We start from the raw sequence: 22,867 nt of genomic DNA on the forward strand, positions 1-22,867 counted from the left end.
GAAATTGAATATATACCTTCTTAAAAAATTTTAGTATATACTGAAAATTTTTAAGTTTGTCAATTTTTTTATTGTTCTTTTTCCCGCCGCAAAAAGAACCAAAAAGTGCAAGTATAACATTAGTACTAAATCATACTAAAATAGTATTACATGTAAGATAGATTATTAATTTAAGCTAAAATGTAGCCCTTTTGCTTCTTTGTGGCAACAAAAGAAGTGGGGTGCTGCACGCTGTGTACTTCGTAAGGGCAAAGCCCTGCAGATATTTAAAATTTAAAAAAATTATTTTTGACAAAATATAATTGTTTAGGTATATACTGAAAATTTTTAAGTTTGTCAACTGATGCACTTTATATAAATTTTATCTACTTTTTTGTCGCACACGCTCTGCGGACTTCGTCAAAGTAGATATATCCTCGACAGGCTCGGATACGCTTCGCGAAAACGCAATTGCTAGAACTTTATATTTTAAGAATATGTATCAAATACGGTATAATACCCTGATTTTAGGTTAAAAATGCAGTTCTTTCACGAAACGAAGTGTAGTGGGCAGAGCCTTGGTTCTTTTATACCAATACAGAAAGGTACCTACTCGGTAAAAGAAGTGGGGTGTTGCGTAAGCACGCAGAGCGGTGGGCAAAGCCCCAAATATAAAACCAAAACATAAATTTATTTTTGACAAAGTATAGTTGTTTAGGTATATACTATTTAATAAATTAAAATTACATTCATAAAAAACTAAAAAATATAGTTATTAGCTATATATTAATAGTTTTGGAATCTTATTTTTCCGCCATCAAGCATAAAGCCGTAAATGGAATCGTCAAACATATGTATTCCTCTTAACTTATTAAATCCGTCTGTGCCTAAATATTCCTTACTATAATTCTGCGACAAAAACGGATTCGTCCTTATAAAGAAATACATTCCATTGTCCATACCAGTATAAGTTACCCTACCCGTGCTTGATATTCCTACCGCTAAAGAATTATCACGGCATGGAATTTTATATGCTTCTTTTAATTTAAAATCGTCCAATTTAGTAGTATATATAATATCTTCAATATGTTTTCCTTCAACTACATTCATAGTGAGTATGGCTATAACCGATTTATCTACAACATACACACAATCTATAATTTCCCTATAAGACATTTTTTTCTTGTCTGTATACTCTACATCTTTTAAAGGAAATCTTTTTTCCATTTTTCCAGTGTCCATATCATATATATCTAATAAAGGAGATTTGTCTTTATCTCTTTTTAATATGGCAAATTTATGATTTGTTAATGTTATTAATTTTATAAGCGATTCATATTCATTGTCTATTACAGTATCTATACTGTATAATGTATTGCCGTTTGAATCTATTTTATTTAAAGAAACAAAACCAACCTTTGTATAATTTGTATTTGTTACTTTAACAGTATAAGTTTCTATAAGAGGTCTGTCGCCTTCGCTTGAAGGACTTTCTGAAGGCAATGACATCATAACATTACTTACAACTATATCTCCTACATATCTCAAATTATATCCGGTTATATACATGTTAGCATTTGAATCTATAAGAGATATTTTTGAAGTTTCAAGATTATTATAAGCTAATGGAAAATACCTAACATTACTTCCGGAAGCTATAACCATTCTTGAATTAGATAAATCTAGGGCATAAACAGTATCATCTTTAACTGTGTAAAATTCCCCAAAATAGTATTCATTATCAACTTTATATATTTTTGGGCTATCCAAATTTACAAATTCATTAGTATATATTCCTATATCTTTACCTAAAGTTAATTCTGTAACAACTTTTGCAGGTACTATTAAAGGTTTAGGAAGACATGAAGTCATTAATAATAATGATATAAATAATAATAAAAAAATTTTTTTCTTCATAAATTATATTTCCATATAAGTAATATTTTTATAATACCTCTATCAATTCATCTAATGTCAAAGTTGAAGTTCCTCTCTTACCTACAACAACACCAGCAGCAGCATTTGCAATTTCTGAAGACTCTTTAAATGACATTCCCACTGATAAACACATAGCAAGTACAGATATAACTGTATCTCCGGCACCTGAAACATCAAAAACACTTTTTGCCTTTGTAGGTATTATAAAAGGAAGTTTTTTATTTTTTACTTTTATATCTTTATCAAATAAAGCCATTCCATTAGCTCCTAAAGTTATCATTAATCTTGATAAAGATAATTTTTTTATTATTTCATTACCTAATATATTTATAGCTTCAGGATCAAATTCATAGAATGGAATCTTGCTGTCTATTCCTTCAACTGCCTCTTTTAAATTAGGAGTCATTAAAGCAGCTTTTTTATAAAATGAAAAATGCTTTATAGCAGGGTCAACTAATACCGCTTTATTTTTCTTATTACAAGTATCTATTATTTTTTTTGATAATTTTTGAGTTATAAGACCTTTAGCATAATCACTTATTATTACCACATTATAATCATCAATATTTTCAAGAAAGATCTTTTCTATTTTCTTCATTATTTTATCAGAAAAAGGACTTGTATCTTCATGATCTATTCTTACTATTTGCTGAGTATTAGCAACTATTCTAGTTTTTGTTATAGTATACCTACTGTCATCTACTACTATTCCAGAAGTTGATATATTAGATTGCTTCATATTATCTATGATAGTGTCTGCTGATTTATCCTCTCCTATAACACCTATCATAAATATATTTTCATAACAATCTTCCCCTATTAATGCTGCTATATTCCTTGCCACATTTCCTGCACCGCCTATATAATTTTCTTCATGATTTACATGAAGTACAGGAACCGGAGCCTCTGGAGATATTCTTACAACATCTCCGTAGGTGAATTTATCAAGCATTAAATCGCCTATAACTAATATTTTTGCATCTGTAATTTTTTTAACTTTATCTTTTAATTCCATATTTTATCATTTTATAAAAAATTATTTATGTTCAAAGATTATAACATAAAATATAAAAAATTGTAAATATGTGTATTTTTTTAAGCTATTATATTATGAAAAATAACTTGTAATTTTTAGTAATATAAATTATTATTTTCTAAATTCTATTTTTAAGTAAATTTACTTGCTAGCTTTATTATCAATTTATAATAAAATTAATGAAAGTAAATTCACTTTTTTACAACTTATAAGTTTATATATTATCAAAAAATTAATTTAAGAGAAATAAAAAATTATGATGAAATTTAGTAAGATTATAGAAGAAATTAAACAAAAAAAGATATATTTTATTATAGCTTTATTGATATTTGTAGCTGATACTGTATCTAAATATTTTATAGATAAATATCTTCAGGAAACTATTGTAAAAAGAGTTATAGGAGATATATTGATATTTATATATACTAGAAACTATGGTGTATCATTCGGCTTTCTTAATAATGTACCAGAATCTATACAGCATATAATACCTGAATTATTAAAGGTTGTTGTATTCTTGGCTATGATTGTAGTTGCTTATATAATGCTTTCTATAAATGTAAAAAAACAAAAATTATCTATGATTGGATTTACTATGGTTCTTGGCGGAGCTATGGGAAATTTGGTTGATAGAATTATGAGAGGATACGTCACTGACTTTATAAGTATGGGATTTAATGAAACTATAAGATTTCCATACAACTATAATATAGCAGATGCTTCCATTACTATAGGTATATGTATTATAGCTATTGGAGTATTTTTCTTTAAAGAAGATTTCGATAAAAATAAAAAAATAGAAAACAATAAAGCTACTATAGAAAACAATAAAGAAAATAACTGATTATGAGTTTAGAATTTGAAAATAATGATGATATTATAGATGAATCAGAAATTACAAATAATGAACAAACTTTTATTATTACAGAAAATGATATTAATAAAAGATTAGATGTATTTATAAGCGAACAATTAAATATCACAAGAAGCCAAATAAAAAATTATTTAACTTCTATAATAGTAAATGGAGCTGAAAAGAAATTATCATATTCTCTTAAATTAAATGATAAAGTTTCTGTGAATTTAGATAATCTTTCAAATGAAGAAGCAGATATAGAAAATCCGGAGCCTGAAAATATACCTTTAGATATATTATATGAAGATAAATATCTGCTTGTCATAAATAAGCCTGCCAATATGAGTGTTCATTGTTCACCTTCAGAAATGAGCGGAACTTTGGTTAATGCTTTACTTTATAATATAAAAGATTTTGATTTTGTTGGAAATAAAAGCAGAGCCGGCATTATACATAGATTGGATAAAGATACTTCCGGACTTATGATAATAGGAAAGAATGCCAATATAGTATCAAGCATTCAGGAACAATTCAAAAACAGAACTATAAAAAAAATATATCATGCTATTGTAATAGGAGTATTAAAAGATAATTATTTAGAAATAAATTTACCTATAGGAAGGCATCAAGTATATAGAAAAAAAATGACTGTAAGAGAAGACGGCAAAGATGCATTAACTCATATAAAAGTTTTAAAAAGATTTAAAAGTCATACTCTTATAGAAATTAATTTAAAAACCGGAAGAACTCATCAAATAAGGGTTCATTCTTCATATAAAGGATTCCCTGTTGCAGGAGATAAAATATATTCTAAAAGTTTCAATAAATATCCCGGACTTATGCTCATAGCAAAGGAAATTGAATTTACTCACCCTATTAGTAAAGATATACTTAAATTTGAGATTGATTATCCGAACTATTTTAAAGAGTTTTTGTATTCTGAAAATATATAAAAATATGTGTTTTTGCGTCATTTTTTGACGTAAACATATATTAATATATATTGTATATCGATACAATAACGGTGATTAATTATGACAGACTATGATAAAATACTCAAATGGGCTAAAGAAATTAATGCAGATATTCCTTATAATGAAAAAAATATCGGCAATGCAAAAGAATTAAATTTAAGCAATTTAGATATAACAGAACTGCCCAAAGAAATTTTTGAACTTAAAAATATAGAAGAACTTTATATATCTTTGAATTATATAAAAACTATACCAAAAGAAATATCTAATCTAAAAAAATTAAAAACTCTTGATATATCAGGAAATAAAATAAAATCATTACCTAAAGAAATTTTTGAGCTTAAAAATTTAGAGTATTTAAATATATCTTTTAATTATTTTAGTAAATTGAATAAAAATATATCAAAACTTGAGAATTTAAAAGAGTTAGATATAAGCAGCTGTCAATTTAATATTTTACCAAGCGAGATATTTGAACTTCATAATTTAGAATTTTTTGATGCCTCATTTAATAAAATAACTCAATTAGATAAAGAAATTCAGCTATTAGAAAATTTAGAGGAATTAAGACTTGATTCCAATAAATTATCTAATATACCGAAAGAAATAACAAATTTAAAGAAACTTAAAATATTATCTATTTCTGAAAATAATATAAAAAGACTTCCAAAAACAGTAAAGATGTTAGAATCATTACAAATTTAAAATAATTATATTCTTTTTTTATTAAACTTTTTTACTGGTTTTCTCTGTGTATTATTGTCTTTAAAAGATTTTTTCCTATCATCTTTTCTTTTTATTTGTTTTTTATCAATTTTTTTATCAAATTTTTTATCAATAAAATCTTTAGAACTATTATTTTTCTTTTGAGTTTTAGCTTTATATGTATTAGTTTTTTTAGTAACTAATCTTTTTTTCTTAGGTTTAGCTTTAGCCCATTTAGATTTATCATGTTTTTTTATTTCTTCTTTTTTATCATCATTATTTTCTAAAATACTATCTTCATCATAATTTTCATCTATATCATCGTATTTAGAAACATCTGAGAATATACTTTCTATATCTTTTAATTTTTTATCCTTTTGTTTGAAGAAGAATTCTATTTCTTTTTTAGTAAGATCTCTTATATGTCCTGCTTCCAAAGTTCCAGAAGTTTCATCGTATTTACTTACGCAGCCGACTGATATTCTCTCCAAATCTATAACTTTATATCCTAAATGATCGAATATCTTTCTTATCTCTCTATTTTTACCTTCATTGATTGTAAGGCGTATTTTACTTTGTACTCTTCCTTTGGATAAGATTTTAAATTTAAATGGAGAATAAGTTACATTTTTTATTGTAATACCTTTGCTGGCATTGAACAATTTTTCTGAATCTATTTTTCCATTAACAGTAACATCATAAACTTTTAATATTTCATAAGAAGGGTGCGTAATAATATTAGCAAACTCTCCGTCATTAGTAATAATCATTATACCGCGTGATTCGGAGTCAAGTCTTCCTGCATAGAAAAGTCTTTCTTTTATACCTTTGAAAAATTCTGTTATTATTCTTCTGCCCGGTAAATATTTTGTAGTACTTACAACACCTATAGGCTTATATAATGCCATATATCTTTTTGTTTGTCTTTTTATCAAGTTTCTGTCTATTGAAACGCTGTCTTCATTTTTTACTCTATATGCTGGGTCTAGTATTACTTGATTATTTACTCTTACTCTGCCTGACATTATTGCTTTTTCACAATTTCTTCTGCTGGCAAAACCTGATTCTAATATTACTTTTACAAGTCTTACAGCTTCTTCTTTTTTTTCTTTTTTCATATTGTTATAATAACTCTCTAAAAAATTTAATAGAATTTTATAATATACTAAATTCATCACTTTGTCAAAGAGATAAAATCACACTTCCAGCCTAAATTAAATTCATAAAGTATTCAATGCACGGTGAATGGAACTATATAAAAAATCAAATTATATTATTAATAAATCTATATTGATAATTTTGTTCTGCGTGCGGTAATTGCATAACAATTTTAAAAAAAATTAGGGTGGGGGTTAAAAAATCTGTTTAAAATATTGAAGAAAATAAACATTTATATTACAAATTAAAGTATAAAAGATAGAGGGTGGGCAAATGTAATTAAGCTTTAAAAAATTATTTACATACCCCGCCCTTTTTCCTTCATTACTAAATACTGAAATATAATATATTTTTACAATAAAGCCTAAACAGTATTTTTAACACCCGCCCAAGTTTAAATTAACTTTAAAATGCATTCAACGCACGGTGAACAAAATTAAATAATAAATCAAAATTGTATTATTAATAAAATTATATTGTCAATTTTACTCTGCGTGCGTTTATTATAAATGTTATTATAATTGAAAAAAAATCAAATTGTACTATACTTCAATATCAGTATAAATTTATAAGGATTAAATTATGGCATTCTTTGATTTAAGTTTAGATGAACTATATAAATATAAAGGCTCTGCGGAAGAACCTAAAGATTTTGACGAATTTTGGACTAATACATTAAAAGAGAATAATCATAAAACAGAAGCTCAATACACTTTAATAGACACTCATTTAAAATTATTTGACGTATGGAGTGTAAGCTTCAAAGGTTATTCACAGCATACAATAAACGGCTGGTATATAGCACCAAAATACGCTAGAGAAAGAAATGAAAAATTAACATGTGTAATAACTTACCCCGGATATGGCGGAGGACGCGATTATCCTAATAAACATTTATTATACCCATCTGCTGGATATAGCGTATTTGTAATGGAAGTTAGAGGTCAGGGAGCAGAAGGCGGAAACGGAGCAATAACTCCAGACCCTGTAGGTTCATCTCCTCATGCTGACGGTTTTCTTACTATGGGAATACATGATAAAAAAGACTATTATTATAAAAGAGTTTTTATTGACGCCGTTAAATCGATAGAAGCTGCTAAAGAACATACTCTTACAGATAAAATTGTAATAAGCGGAGGAAGTCAGGGCGGCGGTATATCGCTTGCAGTTTTGGGACTTTCTTCTTTGACTAAAGAAAAAATTGAAGCTGCTATGATTGATGTTCCTTTCCTATGCGATTATAAAAGAGCATGTACTATCACAGATACTTTGCCTTATAATGAAATAGCTAGATTTTGCAAAACTAATAGAATGTACGAAAAAACTGCTTTTGAAACTTTATCATATTTTGACGGAGCTTTCTTTGCCAAACGTTCTAAAGTAAAAGCATTATTTTCTGTAGGATTAATGGATATAATATGCCCTCCTTCAACAGTATTTGCCGCTTATAACAATTATGCTGGAGATAAATCTATCAATGTTTACACTTTTAATGGACATGAAGGCGGAGATAATGAACAGAATGAAAGAAAATTAGAATTTTTAGATTCTTTGGAACTATAAAAATATCATTAATAGTATTCATTATTATAAAAAATAAGAGCGTATTAAAACAGATATAATGAATTTATAGTAAAAAAAATATTGCAAAATTTTTAATTTTGTATATAGTATAGCTTTCATATAGTTTATTTGTATTATATGAATAAAAAAATTAAAGGATATATTTTATGGAAAAGTTTTTCAAGCTCAAAGAGCATGGCAGCAATGTAAAAACTGAAGTCATAGCAGGTATTACAACTTTTATGACTATGGCTTATATATTGGCTGTAAACCCAGACATACTTAGTACTACTGGTATGGATAAAGGTGCTGTATTTACTGCTACTGTAGTATCAGCAATAATAGCTACATTAATAATGTCATTACTTGCTAATTTACCTTTCGCATTAGCACCTGGTATGGGATTAAATGCATTCTTTGCTTATACTGTAGTTCTTGGTATGGGATACAGCTGGCAGACAGCTTTAACTGCAGTATTCATAGAAGGTATTATATTTATTACCCTTACTCTATTTAATGTAAGAGAGGCTATAGTTAATAGTATACCTGTTAATATGAAAAGAGCTATTTCTGTGGGAATAGGTTTGTTTATTGCTTTTATAGGACTTCAAAATGCTAAAATAATAGTTAATAATGATTCTACTTTGCTAAGTCTCGGAAATATTACTTCCGGAAGCGGACTTCTTGCAATATTGGGTATTATTATAACAGCTATTTTGCTTGCCTACAATGTTAAAGGAGCTATACTTTTGGGTATATTTATTACTACTATAATAGGCATTCCTATGGGGCTTACAAAACTTTCTCCTCATGCAAGTTTTATACCTCCTTCATTAGAACCTATAGCTTTTAAACTTGATTTCAGCAATATATTCAGTTCTAATATGTTTATAGTGATGTTTACTTTTCTTTTCGTAGATATGTTTGATACTGTAGGAACATTGGTAGGAGTTTGTACTAAAGCTAATATGCTTACTAGAGGCGGAGAAGTTCCTAGATGTAAACAGGCTTTATTTGCTGATGCTGTTGGTACAGTAGTAGGTGCTTGTTTAGGTACTTCTACAGTTACTACTTATGTAGAAAGTGCTTCAGGTGTTGCTGAAGGCGGAAAAACTGGTTTAACTTCTTTAGTAGTAGCTATATTATTTACTATATCATTATTCTTATCACATATATTCTTAGCTATACCTAGTGCTGCAACTGCTCCTGCTTTGATAATAGTTGGTTTATTCATGATGACTCCTATATTAGAAATTAATTTCGGAGATTATACAGAATCTATTCCAGCATTTATATGTATAATATTTATGCCTTTCGCTTATAGTATAGCTGAAGGTATTACTTTCGGAGTATTATCATTCACTATATTAAAATTTGTTTCTGGTAAAAGTAAAGATATATCTTTATTAACTTGGATATTATCAGCACTTCTTTTATTAAAAATATTAATGCCAGTAATACAAGGTTTCTTAGCATAATTATTTAATTAAATATTATTTCTATATAAATAAAACAGAGAGATTTAGCTTTTATCTCTCTGTTTTTTATTTTAAATAAAAATTCTTCTAAATTATATTTTACAACTTTCTATTTAATCATATTATAAATACTGATAAGTACATAACCAAATATCTTATATATTTTTATTATTTTAATACAAATTTAGTTAAATTTAACTAATTAACATAATATTTTTAATTGACAAAATAATTTATATATAATAGTATATTGGAAATAAATTAAGTTTTTTAAATTTTAAGGTTGTTTATTAATGTTATACGAAATTTTTTATCCATTAAGAGAGTCATTTTTTGGTTTCAACATATTTAGATATATTACATTCAGAACTGCAGGTGCAGTTGCCACTGCATTGATATTAGTACTTTTATTTGCTCCGGGAATTATAGAAAAATTAAGAAAGCTGCATTTTGGTCAAGTTGTAAGAGATGACGGCCCAGAAACACATTTAGTAAAAACAGGAACTCCTACTATGGGTGGTATATTCATTGTAGGAAGTATTTTAATTAGTATACTTTTATGGGGAAAATTAGATAACTTAAAAATAATACTGCTCACTTTATCATTAGTAATACTTTCTATAGCTGGTTTTTTAGATGATTTTCTCAAAATAAAATATAAAAATTCCAAAGGTTTGCCTGGTAAATATAAAATATTTTTCCAAACTTTCGTAGGTATAATAATAGGTGTTTATTTATATTATTTTGATAAATCAACATTCTTAATGACTTTTGAACTTAATCAAGGTATCGGAGTATTAGAAGCAGTAAAAGTGGCACAGGTTCCTTCTTCTACTGTATTTATTCCATTTGCCAGTACTTTATACATAGACTTAAAAATTTTATACATACCTTTTGCTACATTTGTAGTTGTAAGTATGAGTAATGCTGTAAATTTAACTGACGGACTTGACGGTTTAGCTATAGGGCTTTTAATAATAATGTCTATAGCTTTAGCTGTTCTCTCTTATGTATCAGGAAACTCACTCATAGCAACATATTTAAAAATACCTTTTATAGCAGATGCTGGAGAAGTGACAGTATTTGTAGGTGCTTTAATAGGGGCAGGTTTAGGATTCTTATGGTTCAATGCTCACCCAGCACAGGTATTTATGGGAGATGTAGGAAGTTTATCTTTAGGAGGAGTTTTAGGTATCATAGCTTTATTTATAAAACATGAATTACTTCTTCTCATTATAGGTGCTGTTTATGTAGCAGAGGCTTTAAGTGTAGTATTACAAGTATTTTCTTATAAACTATTCAAAAAGCGTATATTTAAAATGGCTCCTTTACATCACCATTTTGAAAAATCAGGCTGGAAAGAAACTCAAGTTGTATTCAGATTCTACATAATAGGTATAATTGCAGCTATTATAGGGATAGCAACACTAAAAATAAGATAAAAAACAAATAAAATCATTTTCTTATTTATATATTTTGTTATATTTTATACGAGGTAATTTAATTTTTAAGGAAGCTTATGGACGGCAAATTAATAGTTTTAGAAGGTATTGATGGTTCTGGTAAATCTACCCATGGTATGAATATTGCAAATGAATTAAATAATATTGGAATAAAATCAATATATACTTTTGAACCTACTCATGCATATTATGGTTCTAAATTAAGAGAGAGCATGCTTTCTAAAGATTTAAAACCTGAAGAAGAATTATCTCTTTTTATAGCAGATAGAAAAGAGCATATAACACACATGATCAAACCTGCTCTTAATGACGGATATGTAGTTGTTCTTGATAGATATATGTACTCCTCTATAGCTTATCAAGGTACTAAAGGCATTGATCAAGAGTATATATATAATTTGCATAAAGATTTCATTATAGAACCTGATTTAGTATTCATATTCCATCTTCCTATAGAAACTGCTTTAAACAGAATCATGCAAAAAAGAGGCTTCGTAGATAGATTTGAAAATGAAACCTATCTTAAAAAAGTTGATGAAATATTTTCTTCCTTCAATGAACCATATATGCATCATATAAATGCTGACAGAGATGAAGAAACTTTAAAAAAAGAATTAATACAATTTATTAAAGATTCTAAAATACTTCCTCAAGATTTTCCTCAATAAAATCTGATACTGTTTGATTATTAGCAGTTTGGGTATATGTTGTATTACCTATAGACTTCTTATCTAAATTTTTTATATCCAATGCTAATATATAAACACTGCTTTTTTTAGTGCCGTCTTTAGCGGTATAAACATTTTGTCTTAATTCACCATTTACTAATACATGCCTTCCTTTAAACAAACTTACAGCAGCTTTATCAGCAGTATATCCCCAAGTAACTAAATCAAAAAAGAAAACTTCCTTTTGTAAAGTTCCATTCATATAATAAAATCTGTTATTTGCTATAGAAAACTTACATAAAGATTTTCCATTTTTTGTTTTCATATAAGTAGGGTCTTTAGTTAATCTTCCTTCCATAACAACTATATTAGCATTACCTGACATAATAAACTCCTTAAAATTATTAATCGTATGCTAATAGTTAAACAAATTTTTTTATCATTTTAAGCCTAATTTTATAATTTTTTTTAAATTTATTAATTATCCACCGCACGCAGAATTAAGCTAAAAATATAAATTTATTTGTAATTCAAACTTTATTACATTGTTAATCTAGTTCACCGTGCGGGAAAGAAATTTTAAAGTTAATCACCACTTGGGCGGGTGCTAAAAATTCTAATTAAGTAATTAGGAAATTGATATTACAATTACAAAGTTGATAACAAAGTATAAAGGGCTGGAATTTAAGTAAAGCTAAAAATATAAATTTATTTGTAATTCAAACTTTATTACATTGTTAATCTAGTTCACCGTGCGGGAAAACGTTTTAAAGTTAATAAAAACTTGGGCGGGTGCTAAAAATTCTAATTAAGTAATTAGGAAATTGATATTAAAATTCAAAACTGATAATAAAGAATAAAGGGCGGGAATTTAAATAAAGCCAAAAATATAAATATTGATAATTCAAATCTTACTATATTGTTAATTTTGTCCCCGTGCAGTAAAAGCATTTTTAAGTTAATCAGCACTTGGGCGGGTACTAAAAATTCTAATTAAGTAAATTAAGAAATAGATATTAAAATTACAAAGTTGATAACAAAGTATAAAGGGCTGGAATTTAAGTAAAGCTAAAAATATTGATTTGTTTGTAATTCAAATCTTACTATATTGTTAATCTAGCTCACCGTGCGGGAAAGAAATTTTAAAGTTAATCAGCACTTGGGCGGGTGCTAAAATTTATAATTAAGCAATTAGGAAATTGATATCACAATTCAAAAACTGGTAATAAAGAATAAAGGTAGGAGTATGTAATTAATTTTATAATTGAAGAATGTTTTTTGTATGCCCACCCTCTACCCTTTCAATCATTTCTGATATTTATAAATTATTCTTCTTTAAAATCTAAACTCTTATTATAGCTGCCCACCCAGATTTTTTAAATTTACAATGTAACTACCGCACGGAGAATATAATTTAAAATATAGATAGATTCATAATTTTTATTTTTATTATATAGAACTTAGCTAACCGTGCGTAAAATTTTATACATTATTATGGTATTTAACTATTTTTTGTATTATAATATTAATAATATTTGTATAAGGAATTGCCAATGTTAGTTATTAATTATTTTTTTGAAAAGCATTTAAAAAGATGTAAAAAAGAATTGGAAAATTTTGAAAATAATAATTTTAAAGAAGTAAGAGAAGATTTAAGAGTAGAAACAAGAAAATACATAGAAGAAATAAATAATTTGTTAAGTAGTATTAGTGATACTGATTTTAACAGCTTTAATAACAAAATAAAATTCTTTAATGATGAAGTAAACAGAATAATGAAAGCAAGTGAAGATAATTTTGATGCATATACAGATTTTATTAGTAGTTTTTATTATGATGAAAATAAATTTAATAATGCTAGTGAAAGAGATATAAAATACTTAAAATTGCTAGATAAGTACTTACAAAAAATAAATGATGATTTTGAGCTTTATAAAGAAAGAGGAGATTTAAAAGCAGAGCTTGGGTTCTATAATGAAGCAATAGATGATTATAAAAAGGCATCAGAATTAAACCCTAATTATGATGAATCTAAAAATGCTCTAAAAAAAATTAATAAAAAAATAACAAATATAAAAAACAGAAATATTTTCAATAGTGAAAGTGAAAAATATTATGAGGAGGGTATAAATTATTTTAAAGAGAAAAAATATGAAGAAGCTGTTCAGTCTTTTAATAAATCTATAGAATTAGATGATAGTAAATCAAAATATTATAGTGCAATAGCCAGAGTAAAAGAGTGTTTAAAACAATACGAAGAAGCAAAAAAAGATGCAGAAACAGCTTTAGAGTTAGATAGAAATAATGCTGAAATCTATTTAGTATTTGGAAATATAAATTTATATTTATATGAGTATGCTGAAGCTATTAGAGACTATGACAAAGCAATAGAGTTAGACCCGAATTTTTCAATAGCTTATTATAACAGGGGAAATGCTAAATATTCTTTAAGACAGCATTTTGAAGCTATTAAAGACTATGATAGAGCAATATATTTAGATCCTAATTATAGTGATGCTTATTATATGAGAGGATATACTGAAAACTATTTAAAACAGTATGCTGAAGCTATTAAAGACTATAACAAAGCGATAGAGTTAGACCCTAACAATAGTTATATTTATTACAACAGAGGAGTATCTAAAGAAAATTTAGAGCAGTACAAGGATGCATTAAACGATTATAAAAAGGCATTGGAATTAGACCCTAACAATGAATACGCTAAAAATAATATAAAAAATATTCAAAATAGATATGGTGGTTTGAATTAAACTTTATGTACATCTAATAATATTAATTTTATAATTAAGCAAATTAAAAAATTGATATTAAAATTCAAAAGATAATAGTAAGGAATAAATGGCGGGGAATGTAATTAATTTCATAATTGAAGAATGTTTTTTGCATGCCCGCCCTATACCCTTTCAATAACTTCTGATATTTATAAATTATTCTTCTTTAAAATCAAAACTCTTATTATAGCTGCCCACCCATATTTTTTAAATTTACAATGTAACTACCGCACGGAGAATATAATTTAAAATATAGATAGATTCATAATTTTAATTTTTATTATATATAGAGCTTAGCTAACCGTGCGTAAAATTTTATACATTATTATTGTATTTAACTATTTTTTGTATTATAATATAAATAATTTTATACTAGGAATTATGTATGTCTATTATTAACTACTTTTTTGAAAAACATATAGAAAGATGTAAAAAAGAATTGGAAGATTTTGAGAAAAACAAATTCAAAGATGTAAGAGAAGATTTAATAGTAGAAACAAGAAAATACATAGAAGAAATAAATAATTTTTTAAGCAGTATCAGTGCAGAAAGCTATACTGATTTTAATGGATTTAATAGCAAAATAAAAACTTTCAATGAAGAACTAAATAGAATAATGAAAGCAAGCACCAATATATCAACATTGGTTTATGTAATACAAAATGTAAGCGAAGATGATTTTTATACATATACAGATTTTATTAGTAGTTTTTCTTATGATAAAAATAAATTTAACAATACGAGTGAAAGAGATATCAAGAATTTAAAAAGGCTGGATAAATTTCTTGAAAGAACAGACGATGATTTTGAGCTTTATAAAGAAAGAGGCGATTTAAGAGCAGAAATTGGACTCTATAGTGAGGCAATAGACGATTATAAAAAAGCATTAGAATTAAACCCTAATTATAATGAAGCTAAACAAGCCTTGGAAGAAATTAATAAAAAACTATCATCATATAAAGACAGCGAAAAGTATTATGAAGAAGGCGTTAATTATTGTAAAGAAAAAAAATATGAAGAAGCAGTGCAGTCTTTTGATAAAGCAATAAAATTAAATACTAATGATTATAATATTTATAATGATAGAGGGATAGCTAAAGCACAATTAGGACAATACAAAGAAGCTATTAAAGATTTTAATAAATCTATAGAATTAAACTCTTATCATACTAATTCTTATATTGGTAGGGGACTTAGTAAATATAGTTTAGGAGAATATTTAGAAGCTATTAAAGATTACAACAAAGCCATAGACTTAAACCCTAATTATAGTAATTCTTACATACACCGTGGGGTTTCTAAAGATAAAATAAATCAGTATTTTGAAGCTATTAAAGACTATGACAAAGCAATAGAGCTAGACCCTAATAATAGTTATGCTTATTGCAACAGAGGAAATTCTAAATTAAATTTAGGTCAGTATTCACAAGCTATTGTAGATTATAATAAATCTATAGAGTTAGATTCTAATAATCCTAATGCCTATTTTAGTAGAGGAAATGCTAAATATCATTTAGAAGAATATTTTGAAGCCATCAAAGATTATGACAAAGCGATAGAGTTAGACCCTAATGATGGTAATACTTATAATAACAGAGGACTTACTAAAGAATGTTTATTACAATATTTTGAAGCTATTAGAGATTATGACAAAGCAATAGAATTAAATCCTAATAATGCTGATGCTTATTATAATAGAGGAAATTCAAAAATATCTTTAGAACAATATAATGAAGCTATTAAAGATTATAATAAAACTATAGAATTAGATTCTAATAATCCTAATGCCTATTTTAATAGAGGAAATGCTAAATATGGTTTAGGTCAGTATCAAGAAGCTATTAAAGATTATAATAAAGCTATAGAGTTAAATAATAATGACAGTGATTTTTATAATAACAGAGGATTTTCTAAACAAAATTTAGGACAGTACAAAGAAGCTTTAAAAGATTATAAAAAGGCTTTGGAATTAAATCCTAATAATATTGAGGCTAAAAATAATATAAAAAATATTCAAAATCAATACGGTTTTAGATAAATGCTGCATTGCTGGTAATTTACTTTGATTATTGTTATAATATCTTTAACAAATATAAAGGCTTAAACTTATGAATAAAAAATTCTTTGCATATATAGAATACGATAAAGAAACTGATGTATATGTAGGATATATTCCTTCAATCGCAGGAGCACATACTCAGGCTGACACTTTGGAGGAATTATATATAAAGTTAAAAGAAGTTTTGGATTTATGTCTTGAAGAAATGGATAGTGACGAAATTAATACTATACCTGAATTTGTAAAAATAGAAGAAATAGAATTGGTATGAGCAGGCTTATATTAAAAGACGCTAAAACTATTGAAAAACTTTTATTGTTATTAGGTTTTATCAAGGATAGACAAAAAGGAAGTCATGTATTCTATAAACATAAAGACGGAAGATGTACTGTTCTTCCTTTTCATTCAAGTAAAGTAATATCAAGACCTTTAATGCGTAAAATACTAAATGAAATCAATTTAGATATAGATAAATATAATGATTTAATAAGCAAATTGTAATTAATAAATTAGAATATACCTAAACAACTATATTTTGTCAATTTTTACTTTTTTGTAAATCTAATTTTTGTTTATTAATAGTATAAAATATTATTAAGTTTTGTTTGAAATGTGAAGTAAAACCAAGATTTATGTCAAAAATGCAGTCTTTCGCGAAGCGTATCCGAGCCTGTCGAGGATATAAGCTTCTTTGTGGCAATACCACCCTAAAGGACTTCCTATGGTCGCAGGCACTTCCTTCGGTAGCAAAAGAAGTGGGGTGCTGCACGCTGTGTACTTCGTAAGGGCAAAGCCCTGCAGATATTTAAGATTTAAAAAATTATTTCTGACAAAATATAGTTGTTTAGGTATATATAAAAAGCCCTGCCGTTTTAATATCAACAGCAAGGCTTAAAATTCATTTATAAAAATAATTTAATAATCTTAATTAATGAAAGAAAGTAAGAAGTATACCCATAACAACAGCACCTGATATTATACCGGAAATATTAACTGCCATAGCATGAAGAAGCAAACAGTTAGAAGAACTATTCTCCTGTCCGTAAACATGGGCTCCCCAAGCAGGTACTGGAAAAGCACTTAAACCTGCAGAACCTATTATAGGATTAACTTTACCGCCTGATAATATATTTATAATCTTAGCAGTAACTATACCTATAGTAGTGCTCAATATCAATGACAATAAACCAAATACAAATATGATAATAGTATTGAAAGTCATGAAATATTCAGCAGTAGCAGAAGAACCTATAGCTATACCAATAAGCATTGTAAGTATTCCAGTTAATGACTTTTGTAAAGTTATAGAGAAATTCTTTATAATATCAGATTCTCTTAAAATACTTCCGAATAAAAGTGCAGCTATAAGAGGGAATGAATTAGCTAAGAATATACCGCAAAGCCCCATAGCAATAACAGCAAATATAATTTTCTCGCCTCTTGATACTTGTCTTAAATAATTCATAGGAATTTTTCTTTCTTTAGAAGTAGTTAAAACTTTTGTAAGAGTTGATTGTAATAAAGGAAGAAGTTCCATATATAAATAAGCTGCCATAACAATAGCTGCAAAATATTTAGGCTCTGTAATTAATGAACTCATATACATAGCTAAAGCACCATCAGCAGCACCTATAATTGAAGCAGCAGCAGATAAACCTTCACCCACATTTAATGAACTCATAATATAGAATACTATCAATATTCCTATTTGTGAACTTGCTCCTATAAAGAAATTCTTAGGGTCAGCAAGTACAAGACCTAAATCTATCATAGTACCTACAGCAAAAAATACCAATACTGGATAAACTCCGCTATCTGCCCCACTATGTAAAAAACCTAAAAAACTTGTTACAACATCTTCGGTAAGCTTTGGCAAAGGCATATTAGCTGCTAATATAGCAACACCCATAGGAAGAAGAAGTAAAGGTTTCTTTTTATAATAGATGGACATATATATAAGATATGCACCTAAAAGTATCATTATAATTTGGGCAATAGTTGGCGGATAAAAACCTGTAAGTAAATTGTTAAAATCCAAACCTAAAGCATTATTCATATTTACCCCTTAATATTACTTAATTTGTAATATAACTTGACCTTCAACTACAGATGAGCCTTTTTCAACATGTATAGATTTTACTTCACCTGAAGCAGGAGCTGTAACTTCATTTTCCATCTTCATAGCTTCCAATATAGCTACAACCTGACCTTCCTCAACTTTGTCTCCAACTGCCACATTGAATGATAATATAGTACCAGGCATAGTTGCTTTTACTGATATAGCATTTTCATCTATAGCTACAGCTGCTTTTGGAGCAGGAGCTGCTGCAGTTGTAGTTGCTGCTGGTTTAGGAGCTGCTGCAGGAGTTGCTGTATTTACTGCAGTAGCTGCCGGCTTACTTTTTTCAGATTTGATTTCCTCTACTGATACATCGTATACTTTTCCATTAACAGTTATTTTATATTGTTTAATCATAATAATTATTTCTCCCTATTTTTAATTAACTTTATTTACTCTATCTACCATTCCCCATATAGGAGTTTTAGATTCTTTTATAGATGTAATAATGAATTTATTATTAGACATACCTGTATAAGCTGAGATTGAAGCTGTTATTACTGCTACAAGTTCAGTATCATCAAGTAAATCTTCTTCTTTAGTTTTGCTTTCTTCTACTACTTTAATGATTTCTTCTTCTTTCTTTATATTTCTAGTTTTGAAAATCATACCCAAAATTATAGACAATATATAGAAAACTAAAGCAACAATCAAAACAGACATTATACCAAATATGGCAATAGCCGCATTATGTTCCATTTTTAATAACTCCTTAATAATTATTAATCAAATAAACTTATAGAGGTATATTACCATGTTTTCTAGGAAGTCTAGTTTCTCTTTTGCTTGCAAGTAAATGTAAAGCATTAATAAGATAGCTTCTAGTATATTCTGGTTCTATTACATCATCAACATAGCCTCTAACTGCAGCTCTGTAAGGATTAGCAAATTCTTTTTTGTATTCTTCTATTTTTTCAGCTCTAACTTTTTTAGGATCATCTGCTTTATCTATATCTTTCTTGAATATGATATTAGCAGCACCATCTGGGCCCATAACAGCAATTTCAGCAGAAGGCCAAGCATAAACCATATCAGCACCTAAATGTTTAGAACACATAGCTATATAAGCTCCGCCGTAAGATTTTCTTATAATAAGAGTAATTTTTGGGGCAGTAGCTTCTGAATAAGCATATAAAAGTTTAGCACCATGTCTAATAACACCATTATGCTCCTGACCTACACCAGGTAAATATCCTGCAGTATCAACTAAAGTAACCAATGGAATATTGAAACTGTCGCAGAAACGTATGAATCTTGCTGCTTTATCTGCTGCATTAATATCTAATACACCAGCCATAGAATTAGGCTGATTTGCTATTATACCAACAGATTTACCATCAAGACGTGCAAAACATATAACTATATTAGTAGCAAATAAAGGCTGAAGTTCAAAAAACTCACCATTATCAACTACTCTTTTTATTATCTCTTTAACATCATAAGGTTTATTAGGGCTGTCTGGAAGTATATTTGATAATTCTTCATCAGTTCTATTAGGATCATCTTCAGTATTTTCTAAAGGTACATCTTCCAAATTATTTTGAGGTATATAAGAAAGTAATTTTTTTACACCTTCTAAAGTAGAAATTTCATCTGGGAACATCAAAGAAGCAACACCGGAAGTTTTACTATGAACAAAAGCTCCTCCAAGTTCTTCAGCTGAAACTTGTTCGCCTGTTACTGCTTTTACTACTTGAGGGCCAGTAATGAACATGTTAGCAGTTTTATCAGTCATAAGTATAAAGTCCATCAAAGCAGGAGAATAAACTGCACCGCCGGCACAAGGTCCCATAATAACACATATTTGAGGAATTACACCAGAAGCCTGAACGTTTCTATAGAATATATCACCATAACCTCTTAAAGAGTCAATACCCTCTTGTATTCTAGCTCCGCCTGAGTCATTGATACCAATACAAGGACAGCCTAGCTTTATTGCCATATCCTGTACTTTACAAATTTTAGCAGCATGCATTTGTCCCAATGAACCGCCTATTACAGTGAAGTCTTGAGCATATACGCATACTTGTCTTCCATTAATTTTACCGTATCCTGTAACTACACCTTCTCCAGCAACTTTGTTCTTTTCCATTCCAAAATCACTGCATCTATGCTCTATAAAAGCATCAATCTCACAGAAAGTATCTTCATCTAAAAGCTGCAAAATACGTTCTCTAGCTGTTAATTTACCTTTTTTGTGGCGTTCTTCTATTTTTTCTTTTCCGCCGCCTTCTTCTATTTTTTCTTTTCTTTTTCTTAATTCGTTAATTTTCTCTTGCATATTTATTTAAGTCCTTATTAGATTTTTTTATCTAACTATTAGATTTTAAACCAAAATTTAAATACCTCGTTAAAACAACATATAATTATTTTCTATTTATTGCAATCCTATTTTATCATTTTTGTACTTTTTAACAATTTAGTCGAAAGTTAAAAAACATAAAAAATAACTTGCAAAAAAGTTAGAATACTCTTACAATCTAAAAACAATTAATAATTCAAATAACATTATAGCATATAGAATAAATAAACAAAAATCAAATTATATATGGTTTATTTTTCTTAACAACTATAATTTACTATATAGATATATACAATTTTTTAGGAGAGAAAATACAATGAAAAAATTTATTATAATAACAAGTATATTAGTAATGAGCATAAGCAGCGGACTTATGGCAAAAACAGGTTTTGGTTTAGGTATTATGGTGCCTCTTGGAGCAAGTTTCAGTCATTTTAGCGGTAATGATGCTAAAAATTTAAAGTCTGATGTCGGATTTGAATTTGGTGTTCATGTTCAGCCTGCATATTACTTTGGTTTTGATATGTTATCATTCGGTTTAGGCTTAGATTTAGGATATAACAGAGATGTATTTGCATTCAAAGCTGCAATGGACGAAACTTTAAAAGGCGGAGTAACTTTTGACAGTTTAATGATAGGTGTACTTCCTAGATTAGATGTTGCTTTTGTTTCTATAGGTGTAGGTGCTGGTGTAAAAATACCTTTAGGAGGAAGCAGCTATTTTAATGAAGGAAATGGCTCAGAAACTTCTGAAAAATATAATTTAAATAAAATAAAAGAAAACTTTAAAAATCCATATATACCTTATATTAAAGGTGTTGTTGACTTTATGCTTCCTTTAAATTTAGTTTTGGGAGTATATGCTGCTTATGATATACCTTTAGTTGAACACAAAGATCCGGGCAACAATATTAAAATGTCTGCCTTCGATTTAGGTACTGAAGTTGGTTTAAGATTCTAATAAAAAATTTAATTAATAAAAAACAATATTTGGGGAATGCATATTCAATAATATGTATTCCTCTTTTTTTATCATAATTTTTTTTATTATAAATATATTATAGCGATTGTCGAATATATATGACAATAAAAAATATATAAAGGACTATAAAAAATAAAAAAAATAATAACAATTGTAAGCTTACTAATCATTGCATTAAGTGGAAATCTGATGGCAAAAACAGGATTTGAGGTAAATATATTATTTCCTTTTGGTGTAAGTTTAGGAACATACACTGGAACTGATGCTTCTAAATACACTAAAGCTGATGCTGGTTTTGAATTTGGTATTCATGTTATACCTGGATATTATTTTGGAATAAGCAATATAGCTTTAGGAATAGGTCTTGATATAGGTTATCAGAAAGATGTATTTGCTTTCGGATTAAAAGGTGAAAAAGGAAGATACGGTGCTTCTTTTGACAGTTTTAATCTTGGTTTAATGCCTAGAATAGATTTAGCTTTTATTTCTATAGGTGTAGGCGGAGGATTTAAATTCCCTATAGCAGGACTTATGTATGACAAAAGAGGTGAAAACGGAATAGCTCAAGCTAGTATGTATGATACAAAAACTATATAGAGAATTTAATAAACCTTTTATACCTTATGTAAAAGTTGCTCTTGATTTCATTTTACCTCTTAATTTAACAGCTGGTATTTATATTGCTTATGATATACCATTTATGAAAAGCAAAACTTATGACTTTAAACTATCTAGTGTAGATTTGGGTGCTCAGCTTGGTATAAGATTCTAATTATGAAAAATTAATTTAATATA

The 22,867-nt window shown here is 27.6% G+C and carries 20 protein-coding genes and 1 pseudogene; 13 read left to right on the top strand and 8 right to left on the bottom strand.

Features of this window, described 5'->3' with window-relative positions; translation table 11 throughout:
* Nucleotides 1-765: 765 nt before the first annotated feature.
* Both R4K56_RS07880 and rfaE1 read right to left on the bottom strand, forming a co-directional pair.
* On the bottom strand, nucleotides 766-1,896 hold the full coding sequence (locus tag R4K56_RS07880; protein ID WP_335769323.1) for a hypothetical protein: 1,131 nt from the start codon (nucleotides 1,894-1,896) through the stop codon (nucleotides 766-768).
* Between the two features lie 28 nt (nucleotides 1,897-1,924).
* Nucleotides 1,925-2,932: a D-glycero-beta-D-manno-heptose-7-phosphate kinase gene (gene rfaE1 / locus R4K56_RS07885; RefSeq protein ID WP_335772607.1), complete on the bottom strand. Its 1,008-nt coding sequence runs from the start codon at nucleotides 2,930-2,932 to the stop codon at nucleotides 1,925-1,927.
* Nucleotides 2,933-3,209: 277 nt separating this feature from the next.
* On the opposite strand from rfaE1, the gene lspA reads away from it, so the two are divergent.
* The 3 genes from lspA (at nucleotide 3,210) to R4K56_RS07900 (ending at nucleotide 5,488) form a co-directional block, all read left to right on the top strand.
* Complete coding sequence (lspA, locus tag R4K56_RS07890) at nucleotides 3,210-3,797, top strand: signal peptidase II (RefSeq protein WP_335758043.1); 588 nt, start codon at nucleotides 3,210-3,212, stop codon at nucleotides 3,795-3,797.
* 2 nt (nucleotides 3,798-3,799) lie between these two features.
* Nucleotides 3,800-4,762, top strand: a complete 963-nt coding sequence (locus R4K56_RS07895) for an RluA family pseudouridine synthase (protein WP_335758044.1) — start codon at nucleotides 3,800-3,802, stop codon at nucleotides 4,760-4,762.
* Between the two features lie 81 nt (nucleotides 4,763-4,843).
* Entirely contained in the window at nucleotides 4,844-5,488 is a 645-nt protein-coding gene (locus R4K56_RS07900) for a leucine-rich repeat domain-containing protein (RefSeq protein ID WP_335760748.1), read from the top strand.
* Nucleotides 5,489-5,493: 5 nt separating this feature from the next.
* On the opposite strand, the gene R4K56_RS07905 is transcribed toward R4K56_RS07900, so the two are convergent.
* A complete protein-coding gene (locus R4K56_RS07905) occupies nucleotides 5,494-6,606 on the bottom strand; it encodes a pseudouridine synthase (RefSeq protein WP_335772608.1) in 1,113 nt (370 codons plus the stop codon).
* Between the two features lie 622 nt (nucleotides 6,607-7,228).
* Between R4K56_RS07905 and R4K56_RS07910 the strand changes: the two genes are divergently transcribed.
* The 4 genes from R4K56_RS07910 (at nucleotide 7,229) to tmk (ending at nucleotide 11,818) form a co-directional block, all read left to right on the top strand.
* Nucleotides 7,229-8,209, top strand: a complete 981-nt coding sequence (locus R4K56_RS07910; RefSeq protein ID WP_335772609.1) for an acetylxylan esterase — start codon at nucleotides 7,229-7,231, stop codon at nucleotides 8,207-8,209.
* 167 nt (nucleotides 8,210-8,376) lie between these two features.
* Nucleotides 8,377-9,687, top strand: coding sequence for an NCS2 family permease (locus R4K56_RS07915; RefSeq protein WP_335772610.1), 1,311 nt, complete (start codon nucleotides 8,377-8,379; stop codon nucleotides 9,685-9,687).
* 293 nt (nucleotides 9,688-9,980) lie between these two features.
* Entirely contained in the window at nucleotides 9,981-11,129 is a 1,149-nt protein-coding gene (gene mraY / locus R4K56_RS07920) for a phospho-N-acetylmuramoyl-pentapeptide-transferase (RefSeq protein ID WP_335758049.1), read from the top strand.
* Between the two features lie 77 nt (nucleotides 11,130-11,206).
* Nucleotides 11,207-11,818, top strand: coding sequence for a dTMP kinase (tmk, locus tag R4K56_RS07925; protein ID WP_335772611.1), 612 nt, complete (start codon nucleotides 11,207-11,209; stop codon nucleotides 11,816-11,818).
* On the opposite strand, the gene R4K56_RS07930 is transcribed toward tmk, so the two are convergent.
* Entirely contained in the window at nucleotides 11,787-12,203 is a 417-nt protein-coding gene (locus R4K56_RS07930) for a single-stranded DNA-binding protein (RefSeq protein ID WP_335760752.1), read from the bottom strand. The genes tmk and R4K56_RS07930 overlap by 32 nt on opposite strands.
* Nucleotides 12,204-13,371: 1,168 nt before the next feature.
* Here R4K56_RS07930 and R4K56_RS07935 point away from each other — a divergent pair.
* The 4 genes from R4K56_RS07935 to R4K56_RS07950 all read left to right on the top strand — a co-directional run bounded on the left by R4K56_RS07935 (nucleotide 13,372) and on the right by R4K56_RS07950 (nucleotide 17,170).
* Nucleotides 13,372-14,589: a tetratricopeptide repeat protein gene (locus R4K56_RS07935; protein WP_335772612.1), complete on the top strand. Its 1,218-nt coding sequence runs from the start codon at nucleotides 13,372-13,374 to the stop codon at nucleotides 14,587-14,589.
* A gap of 406 nt (nucleotides 14,590-14,995) precedes the next feature.
* On the top strand, nucleotides 14,996-16,648 hold the full coding sequence (locus tag R4K56_RS07940) for a tetratricopeptide repeat protein (RefSeq protein WP_335772613.1): 1,653 nt from the start codon (nucleotides 14,996-14,998) through the stop codon (nucleotides 16,646-16,648).
* A gap of 70 nt (nucleotides 16,649-16,718) precedes the next feature.
* On the top strand, nucleotides 16,719-16,940 hold the full coding sequence (locus tag R4K56_RS07945) for a type II toxin-antitoxin system HicB family antitoxin (protein WP_335758054.1): 222 nt from the start codon (nucleotides 16,719-16,721) through the stop codon (nucleotides 16,938-16,940).
* The gene (locus R4K56_RS07950) at nucleotides 16,937-17,170 is read left to right on the top strand and encodes a type II toxin-antitoxin system HicA family toxin (protein WP_335758055.1); all 234 of its coding nucleotides are present in this window, start codon (nucleotides 16,937-16,939) and stop codon (nucleotides 17,168-17,170) included. The genes R4K56_RS07945 and R4K56_RS07950 overlap by 4 nt, the downstream gene beginning before the upstream one ends.
* Before the next feature lie 427 nt (nucleotides 17,171-17,597).
* Here R4K56_RS07950 and R4K56_RS07955 read toward each other — a convergent pair whose 3' ends face one another.
* Genes R4K56_RS07955 through R4K56_RS07970 form a run of 4 tightly spaced genes read right to left on the bottom strand, consistent with a single transcriptional unit; the run spans nucleotide 17,598 to nucleotide 21,069 of the window.
* Nucleotides 17,598-18,725, bottom strand: a complete 1,128-nt coding sequence (locus R4K56_RS07955) for a sodium ion-translocating decarboxylase subunit beta (RefSeq protein WP_335772614.1) — start codon at nucleotides 18,723-18,725, stop codon at nucleotides 17,598-17,600.
* 15 nt (nucleotides 18,726-18,740) lie between these two features.
* Complete coding sequence (locus tag R4K56_RS07960; protein WP_335772615.1) at nucleotides 18,741-19,145, bottom strand: biotin/lipoyl-containing protein; 405 nt, start codon at nucleotides 19,143-19,145, stop codon at nucleotides 18,741-18,743.
* Nucleotides 19,146-19,166: 21 nt separating this feature from the next.
* On the bottom strand, nucleotides 19,167-19,487 hold the full coding sequence (locus R4K56_RS07965) for an OadG family protein (RefSeq protein WP_297296083.1): 321 nt from the start codon (nucleotides 19,485-19,487) through the stop codon (nucleotides 19,167-19,169).
* 37 nt (nucleotides 19,488-19,524) lie between these two features.
* Nucleotides 19,525-21,069, bottom strand: coding sequence for an acyl-CoA carboxylase subunit beta (locus R4K56_RS07970; protein ID WP_335770605.1), 1,545 nt, complete (start codon nucleotides 21,067-21,069; stop codon nucleotides 19,525-19,527).
* A gap of 337 nt (nucleotides 21,070-21,406) precedes the next feature.
* Here R4K56_RS07970 and R4K56_RS07975 point away from each other — a divergent pair, with 337 nt between their 5' ends.
* On the top strand, nucleotides 21,407-22,051 hold the full coding sequence (locus R4K56_RS07975; RefSeq protein WP_335772616.1) for a hypothetical protein: 645 nt from the start codon (nucleotides 21,407-21,409) through the stop codon (nucleotides 22,049-22,051).
* A gap of 153 nt (nucleotides 22,052-22,204) precedes the next feature.
* Nucleotides 22,205-22,844 (top strand): annotated as a pseudogene (locus tag R4K56_RS07980) (hypothetical protein).
* The last annotated feature ends 23 nt before the right edge of the window (nucleotides 22,845-22,867 follow it).

It is taken from the genome of Brachyspira pulli (assembly GCF_036997785.1).
GTDB classification, from domain to species: Bacteria; Spirochaetota; Brachyspiria; order Brachyspirales; family Brachyspiraceae; genus Brachyspira; species Brachyspira pulli.

Bases quoted from the DNA above. Each gene is read 5' to 3' on its own strand.
- R4K56_RS07880 (WP_335769323.1), bottom strand. From the start codon at position 1,896: ATGAAGAAAAAAATTTTTTTATTATTATTTATATCATTATTATTAATG.
- R4K56_RS07900 (WP_335760748.1), top strand. From the start codon at position 4,844: ATGACAGACTATGATAAAATACTCAAATGGGCTAAAGAAATTAATGCA.
- R4K56_RS07945 (WP_335758054.1), top strand. From the start codon at position 16,719: ATGAATAAAAAATTCTTTGCATATATAGAATACGATAAAGAAACTGAT.
- R4K56_RS07915 (WP_335772610.1), top strand. From the start codon at position 8,377: ATGGAAAAGTTTTTCAAGCTCAAAGAGCATGGCAGCAATGTAAAAACT.
- R4K56_RS07950 (WP_335758055.1), top strand. From the start codon at position 16,937: ATGAGCAGGCTTATATTAAAAGACGCTAAAACTATTGAAAAACTTTTA.
- mraY (WP_335758049.1), top strand. From the start codon at position 9,981: ATGTTATACGAAATTTTTTATCCATTAAGAGAGTCATTTTTTGGTTTC.
- R4K56_RS07975 (WP_335772616.1), top strand. From the start codon at position 21,407: ATGAAAAAATTTATTATAATAACAAGTATATTAGTAATGAGCATAAGC.
- R4K56_RS07910 (WP_335772609.1), top strand. From the start codon at position 7,229: ATGGCATTCTTTGATTTAAGTTTAGATGAACTATATAAATATAAAGGC.
- R4K56_RS07965 (WP_297296083.1), bottom strand. From the start codon at position 19,487: ATGGAACATAATGCGGCTATTGCCATATTTGGTATAATGTCTGTTTTG.
- tmk (WP_335772611.1), top strand. From the start codon at position 11,207: ATGGACGGCAAATTAATAGTTTTAGAAGGTATTGATGGTTCTGGTAAA.
- R4K56_RS07970 (WP_335770605.1), bottom strand. From the start codon at position 21,069: ATGCAAGAGAAAATTAACGAATTAAGAAAAAGAAAAGAAAAAATAGAA.
- R4K56_RS07930 (WP_335760752.1), bottom strand. From the start codon at position 12,203: ATGTCAGGTAATGCTAATATAGTTGTTATGGAAGGAAGATTAACTAAA.
- R4K56_RS07940 (WP_335772613.1), top strand. From the start codon at position 14,996: ATGTCTATTATTAACTACTTTTTTGAAAAACATATAGAAAGATGTAAA.
- lspA (WP_335758043.1), top strand. From the start codon at position 3,210: ATGATGAAATTTAGTAAGATTATAGAAGAAATTAAACAAAAAAAGATA.
- R4K56_RS07935 (WP_335772612.1), top strand. From the start codon at position 13,372: ATGTTAGTTATTAATTATTTTTTTGAAAAGCATTTAAAAAGATGTAAA.
- R4K56_RS07955 (WP_335772614.1), bottom strand. From the start codon at position 18,725: ATGAATAATGCTTTAGGTTTGGATTTTAACAATTTACTTACAGGTTTT.
- R4K56_RS07895 (WP_335758044.1), top strand. From the start codon at position 3,800: ATGAGTTTAGAATTTGAAAATAATGATGATATTATAGATGAATCAGAA.
- R4K56_RS07960 (WP_335772615.1), bottom strand. From the start codon at position 19,145: ATGATTAAACAATATAAAATAACTGTTAATGGAAAAGTATACGATGTA.
- rfaE1 (WP_335772607.1), bottom strand. From the start codon at position 2,932: ATGGAATTAAAAGATAAAGTTAAAAAAATTACAGATGCAAAAATATTA.
- R4K56_RS07905 (WP_335772608.1), bottom strand. From the start codon at position 6,606: ATGAAAAAAGAAAAAAAAGAAGAAGCTGTAAGACTTGTAAAAGTAATA.